The following is a 6,195-nucleotide window of genomic DNA, read 5'->3' as shown; positions in this document are numbered from 1 at the left end:
CTGACCTGCACTTTCCTATTTTTATATTGACTGGGTATGCCGGTCGCGTCACTGAATGATTCACATAAAGGGGCTCCACATAGCCCTGTATGCTTTTCCCCTTGTTTGTCGATAATCGTCAGGTAGCAGTTATCGCCGCATTCATACGAGTCGATCACACCCTGAATGGTTTTGCCTGCCATGCGGGTTTTGGGTTTGTCGCCATCGTTGCCGCCACTGGCGGACAGCGGCTCCAAAAAGGCGTCGAACACATAAGCCTCCCGGTTTTGCCACTGAATTTTTACCCAGGAGCCTTCGCGGCCACCGATGGAATCCGTGTTGCCCGTTTTTCCAAGCACTTGAATTTTCCCGCCATAAGGGGCCGTGCCAAGCTTCTTGCCTGTCACATCGGGGCTGGCGCGCACGACAAGGTTGGGTTCGGCAGAAACCTTATACCAACCAGAACCCACATCTGAGGGAGCCGTGTCGGGGGTAGCCTCTTCGCTCGCAATGACCTCATTGAGTGAAGCAATGCGCGCAGTGTAAGCACCTTTCAGGCATTCCACATCTTCACAGGCATTGCGTGTTGCAAGCCACTCCCGTTGCTCCGCTTTCAGGCCAGTTTGGTCATCCGTACTGCCCAAAGCCTTTTTATAAGAGGCAGCCAGCAAGTCATCCAGATTGGAGAGTTGTTTGTTGGAACAAATGGTTTTTTCTGCCCATTTTTCGGCTTTGGAGCAGTTGAAGCTGGCGGCGTGGCTGTGCACAGGCAACAGGAACACCGTCGTCAAGAAAACAAGCTGTATGTATTTTTTCATTGTTGCGCCCTCATATTTATCGGTAACCATTGCCTTGTGCAGGCAATGCCTCCATTTTATCCGAAGCCACCATCTTTCCCAACCTTCTGCACGATTCCTGCAAACCCATCACATACACTAATGGCTGTCCCAACAAGCAACAAGAACAAACCGCCATGCCCAACCTGCCGTCCACCCGCCTGCCCTGGCGCATCTTCCGCCCCCTGCTGACGCTTTGCCTGCTGCTCGCCCTCGCCGCCGTCGAAGGCGCAAGCTGGCTCAACCGCGACATCTTCGCGCCCCCACGCCGCGCCTTGCAGGACTATCAGCGGGAACGCCTGCAACACCCGGCGGCGTTCGGCCTGCGCATCCGCAGTTACGGCTGCCTGGATGGCGACGCGCCCTGCCTGCTGGTGGAGCCGGACGCCAGCGCCGGGCCGGGCGAACGCGGACGCAGACTCCGCCAGCAGCTCGCCGCCAAAGGCGTCGCCCCGCCCGCCTACGGCAAAGTGCGCGGCGTGGTCGTGCTGCTGCACGGGCGCAACGGACGCAAGGAAGACCTGCTGCCGGTGGCGGAGCGTTTCACCGCTGCCGGTTTCCGCTGCCTGATCCCCGACCTGCCGGGGCATGGCGACAGCCCGCTGCCTGCGACGGCGTTCGGCAGCAGCGCGTTTGAACGCAGCCTGCCGCGCCGTCAGCGCCGCCAGCGAATCGCCGCAAAGCTGGGACGCCTTGCTGGTGGTCAGCAGTTTCGCCAATCTGGAACAAGTGATGGAGGCGCAGGTTCCCACCCGCTGGCGCGCCGCTTCCGCCGCCTTGCTCCCGTTCATGGACATGGCGCAATGGCTGCACGGCGCTCCAGGCGTCAGCGCCATGCAACCACAGCAGTGGGCGCGGCAGGTCAGCATTCCGGCGCTGATCGCACATGGCGACCGCGACCGGTTCGTGCCGTTGCAACAGGGGCGCAATCTGTACACTGCGCTGGCCAGTCCGCGCAAACGCTGGCTGACAGTGCCCGGCGGCGGCCACGCCAATGTGCTCGCCACCGCCATGCCCCTGTATGCGGAAATGAGCGGCTGGCTGCTGGAAACCTTGCCAACCCAACGGCTGGCTTCACGCTGACCGATAGGCGCGCGCCCACTCATCCGCCTGCGTTGCCCTGTTCAGCCCAGCGCTATACAGTAAGCCTGTTGTCATGCCATCCGCCCCAATAACACAATAACGGTAGCATTATGGAGCATTACCCTAAAGCAATTGATCCAGACATGGTTGGTGAGTACCCCGCGTCCGTCAAGCTGGGCGCAGGCTATTTCTACGATGACGTGCTTGAATACCGCGTCTGGTGTTACCCCGAACTGGGCAGTCCTGATGAAGCCAAAGGTGCCGATTACTTCCGCGCCTTCGCCAGCTATGAGGAAGCGCTCGCATTTTCCCGCACCACCCGGGGAGCCGGGCTGCCTTTGGTGCTGGTCAGGCAGTGGGAATGGATCCATGAGCCCAGCAAGGGCGTCTACCTTCACGAAAAGGGCGAACGCCTAGTGGAATGGCAAGTGCGCTGGTTGACTGGCTCCCGGCGCGGGGAAGATTCCATCCCCGCCTTCTTTGCCGCCAGACAACTGGCTTGAGCGCTGGTGGGCGGCTGAACTTTGCAGCACGCCACCATTTTCTGCACAATAGCGGGCGTCGAAACCCACGAGAAACACGCCATGCCCGCTATCAGCAGCCTGCACATTTACCCGGTCAAATCATTGCAGGGGATCACCCTGCCCCAAGCCGCCCTCACCACACAGGGTCTGGCGTTTGACCGGCAGTGGATGCTGGTCGATGCGGAAGGAAAATTCGTCACCCAGCGGCAATTGCCAACATTGGCGCGCATCCGGGTGCGCCTGACCGCCGCCAGTTTGGAGCTGGAACACGCCGGTTTGCCGCCCTTGTCCATTCCACTGGAGCCACCGCCAACCACAAGCTGTGAAGTGCAGGTATGGCGCGATGTCTGCGACGCCTGTGAGGAAAGCGCGGACGCATCCCGCTGGCTGACCCAAGCGGTCGGGCAATGGCAAGGCCATGATTTGCGGCTGGTGCGGTTTGCACCCGGCTTCATCCGCCCGGTCGACCCGGCGGATATGGATGGCGCACATGCGGAAACGGCCTTTTCCGACGGCTACCCGTTCCTAATCGTGTCCGAAGCCTCGCTGGACGCCCTGAATGCGCAACTGCAAGCCAATGGCGCGGACGCCGTGCCGATGGAGCGCTTCCGCCCCAATATTGTCCTCAGCGGCCTGGAAGCATTCGGGGAAAACGCCTGCAAGACCCTGACGGCGGCGCATTCGGGTTACAGCCTCGCCATCCGCAAGCCCTGCCAACGCTGCAAAATCACCACGATCGACCAACACAGCGGGCTGATCAGCGATCCGAAAGAACCCTTGCGCACCCTGACGGCAATGAACCCTTACCCCCATTTGTCCGGCGCGTATTTCGGGCAGAACGCCACCCTGACAACAGGCGATGGCGCACTGGTCAAGGTCGGCGACCTGCTGGAAATGCACATGCGATGATTCAGTCATGCTCCAGCCTGCTCCGCCGGACGGCATGCCAACGTCCAAACAGACAGAGCAAACCAGTGACACCAGCCGCCAGCAACATCAAATAGCCGATCGGCAACAATGCAAATGGCTCATGCAGTATGCCTGCGTCATCAACCGATGGCCTGATCAGGCTGAACATTACCAGGCTGAACGCCCCTAACCCCAAAAACAGAATCGAAAATTTCCCACACATTCCCAACCTCCTATCAATCAGAATTAATGGTGGTCATCATGCAACGCGGGCGTGCAGGAAATACGGAGATCCTCCGTAATTTTCCCGGAAGTTTCATGGTGTAACGAGAAGATCACCGAAATCCATAAAAAGATCAGTACGTCTGCATATTTCCTGCAAACATTGCAGGAATAATAGCGCCTGAGCTGTCAATAACGAGCAGGCAGGCTGCAAATGCATATTCCCTCTTATCTCCAAGGTGTAATCCAACCCGCCAGCGTTCTGATTGTAGAATGCGGCGGTACATGACAGGATCGCCCGCCGAGGCAATATTGACGACAATCCCGCGACTGGTGACGGAGACAGAACCCCATGAGCATACAACCCTCGCCCAAACTCGTGCGTATCCTGCTGGCGCTGACCTTGCCGGGCGGGGTGTTGCTGCTGCTGTTTCCCAAACAGGCTGACATGCTGGTGAATGACCTAAAATCCAGAATCCGTCCAAACCGGAACGCCAGAAAACGGTTAACGTCCCAATCTGGCGGATAATACGCAATGTTACTGTTCATCCTCACCCTGCTATTGACCGCGCTGACGCAGGTGGGCGGTCTGGTGTTGCTGTGCAGTCTGGCGTTGGCGAACCTGTTTCCGCTGTCTGCTCCCTGGCAGCAGAACCTGTTGCGGCTGGGCATCTTCCTGCTGCTGTATGCGCTCACCGCACGGGTGATTACACCAATACTGGCCAGTAAGAGTGGGCGGGTTCCCCTACCTTGCTTCGCCAGTGACAGTGAACCCCTGCAACCGGCGAACGTTGGCTACTGCCTGCTGATGCGCAATTACGTCAAACCCGAGGTCAGGACGCATTTGATCCATATCGCCCGGCAATTCCGGCAAATCTACCCTGGTGCCACGTTGCGCTACCTGGATGCAGGTTTTCCGTTTCTGGATGGGTTCCCCTTATTGCCCCATCTTAGCCATAACAATGGCAGGAAAGTGGATTTGGCGTATTTTTACCAACGCAAGACCAGCGGGAGGCCTGTGAACTTTTCACCGGCATGGCTGGGCTATTGGTTTTACGAACAGCCTTCCTCCCCCAAGGAAAACGCTTGTCCGGGGCGGCACAACTGGCTACGGTGGGATTTTGACTGGCTGCAACCCCGCTATGCGGCCTACGCGCTTGACGTGGAGCGCACCCGCACGCTACTGACCTTGCTGGCGGTGGATGCGCAGAAAATCCTGCTGGAGCCGCATGTGCAGAAAAAGCTGGGGATTCAGGCCGCCAATATCAAATTCCAGGGCTGCCGTGCGGCGCGGCATGATGATCATATTCATGCCCAGTGGTAGATGAAATTCGCTCAGTACGCAAGCAAGCGTTTGGCGCTCAACACACCGTGATTAGCGGAGGCCAAGCCGACAAACTCACCGGACTCGCTGTACAGGCGCAGCAATTCGGCGTCTTCCACATCCGCCCGCACTTTCTGCCCTTGGCGCAAGCGCAGCAGGGTAGTTTCCGGAGCGGTCAACACAGGCAGATGCGGCAGGGCTGTATCCAGCGGCAGCAAGACGGCGTCCAATGCTTCCCGCCCCTGTTCCGTCAACGCCCGCAAGCTTTCCAGCGTATGCATGGGCAGACCATCAAACGGCTCCACCATTTCGCGCCGCAGCATCGACACATATGCGCCGCAACCCAGCGCTTCGCCAATATCCTCCACCAGGGTGCGGATGTAAGTCCCTTTGCTGCACGCCACCGCCAACGTCAGGCTGTCCGACGTGCGCTCCAGCAGCGTCAGGGAATGGATGGTCACGGCGCGGGCTTCCCGCTCCACTTCCACACCCTGCCGGGCAAGCTTGTAGAGCGGTTGGCCATCCTTTTTCAAAGCGGAATACATCGGCGGAACCTGCATGATTGCGCCGCGAAAACGGGCCAGAACGGCCTCAATGGCAGCGTCCGTCAGAGCCGGAACCGGACGCGGATTGATCTTCTCGCCTTCCGCATCGCCAGTGGTGCTGACGCAACCCAAAGTGGCGACAGCGACATAACGTTTGCCAGCGTCAAGCAGAAAAGCGGAAACTTTGGTGGCTTCACCGAAACAGACCGGCAGCATGCCAGATGCCAGCGGATCAAGGCTGCCGGTATGCCCGGCCTTTTCCGCCTGGAACAGAAAACGCGCATCCTGCAACGCCTTGTTGCTGGAAACGCCTAACGCCTTGTCCAGCAACAGAATGCCGTTGAGTTTACGGAACTGGCGGCGGCTCAATCGTCAGCCGCGCCGTTATCATCACCCGCATCCTCATGCCGGTCGGAAGCGACTGCCTTGTCGATCAGGGCAGACAGCGCATTGCCGCGTGATTGGGTGTCATCGTAGAAGAAATGCAGCGTGGGCGTCACCCGCAATTTCAGCATGTGGCCCAGTTCGTGACGCAGGAAACCGGCTGCATGGTTGAGCGCTTCCTGCGCTTCCGGCCCATGTTCCGCTTGCAGCACATCGAACCAGACTTTGGCGTGAGCCAGATCTTTCGACACTTCGACATCCAGCAACGTCACCATGCCAACGCGCGGGTCTTTGACCCGGTCACGCACCAGTCCGGCGAGATCACGGCGGATTTGCTCGGCCACCCGGTCAGTCCGGGCGAAACCGTGGGAAGAATGGCGGGCTGACAT

The 6,195-nt window shown here is 59.1% G+C and carries 10 protein-coding genes; 5 read left to right on the top strand and 5 right to left on the bottom strand.

The features are described from left to right. On the bottom strand, positions 1-797 hold a 797-nt coding region (locus VSS37_RS15790), incomplete at its 3' end, for an SH3 domain-containing protein (RefSeq protein ID WP_324696742.1). A 56-nt stretch (positions 798-853) separates the two neighbouring features. Further along, complete coding sequence (locus tag VSS37_RS15785) at positions 854-1,405, bottom strand: hypothetical protein (protein WP_324696741.1); 552 nt, start codon at positions 1,403-1,405, stop codon at positions 854-856. Here VSS37_RS15785 and VSS37_RS15780 point away from each other — a divergent pair. From VSS37_RS15780 to VSS37_RS15770, 3 genes are all read left to right on the top strand, one after another. Continuing rightward, complete coding sequence (locus VSS37_RS15780; protein WP_324696740.1) at positions 1,404-1,898, top strand: alpha/beta hydrolase family protein; 495 nt, start codon at positions 1,404-1,406, stop codon at positions 1,896-1,898. The genes VSS37_RS15785 and VSS37_RS15780 overlap by 2 nt on opposite strands. A 110-nt stretch (positions 1,899-2,008) precedes the next feature. Continuing rightward, on the top strand, positions 2,009-2,401 hold the full coding sequence (locus VSS37_RS15775; protein ID WP_324696738.1) for a hypothetical protein: 393 nt from the start codon (positions 2,009-2,011) through the stop codon (positions 2,399-2,401). Positions 2,402-2,422: 21 nt separating this feature from the next. Beyond that, a complete protein-coding gene (locus VSS37_RS15770) occupies positions 2,423-3,331 on the top strand; it encodes an MOSC domain-containing protein (RefSeq protein WP_324696736.1) in 909 nt (302 codons plus the stop codon). 1 nt (position 3,332) lies between these two features. Here VSS37_RS15770 and VSS37_RS15765 read toward each other — a convergent pair whose 3' ends face one another. Next, positions 3,333-3,554, bottom strand: coding sequence for a DUF3955 domain-containing protein (locus VSS37_RS15765; protein ID WP_324696735.1), 222 nt, complete (start codon positions 3,552-3,554; stop codon positions 3,333-3,335). Positions 3,555-3,905: 351 nt separating this feature from the next. Between VSS37_RS15765 and VSS37_RS15760 the strand changes: the two genes are divergently transcribed. After that, complete coding sequence (locus VSS37_RS15760) at positions 3,906-4,082, top strand: hypothetical protein (protein WP_324696734.1); 177 nt, start codon at positions 3,906-3,908, stop codon at positions 4,080-4,082. 6 nt (positions 4,083-4,088) lie between these two features. Beyond that, positions 4,089-4,877, top strand: a complete 789-nt coding sequence (locus VSS37_RS15755) for a hypothetical protein (protein WP_324696732.1) — start codon at positions 4,089-4,091, stop codon at positions 4,875-4,877. An 11-nt stretch (positions 4,878-4,888) separates the two neighbouring features. Here VSS37_RS15755 and truB read toward each other — a convergent pair whose 3' ends face one another. Further along, positions 4,889-5,791, bottom strand: coding sequence for a tRNA pseudouridine(55) synthase TruB (gene truB, locus VSS37_RS15750; protein ID WP_324696730.1), 903 nt, complete (start codon positions 5,789-5,791; stop codon positions 4,889-4,891). Beyond that, complete coding sequence (rbfA, locus tag VSS37_RS15745; RefSeq protein ID WP_324696729.1) at positions 5,788-6,195, bottom strand: 30S ribosome-binding factor RbfA; 408 nt, start codon at positions 6,193-6,195, stop codon at positions 5,788-5,790. The genes truB and rbfA overlap by 4 nt, the downstream gene beginning before the upstream one ends.

This window comes from Candidatus Thiothrix phosphatis (genome assembly GCF_035668035.1).
Classification (GTDB): Bacteria; Pseudomonadota; Gammaproteobacteria; order Thiotrichales; family Thiotrichaceae; genus Thiothrix; species Thiothrix phosphatis.
This window is presented reverse-complemented; position numbering and strand designations above follow the sequence as displayed.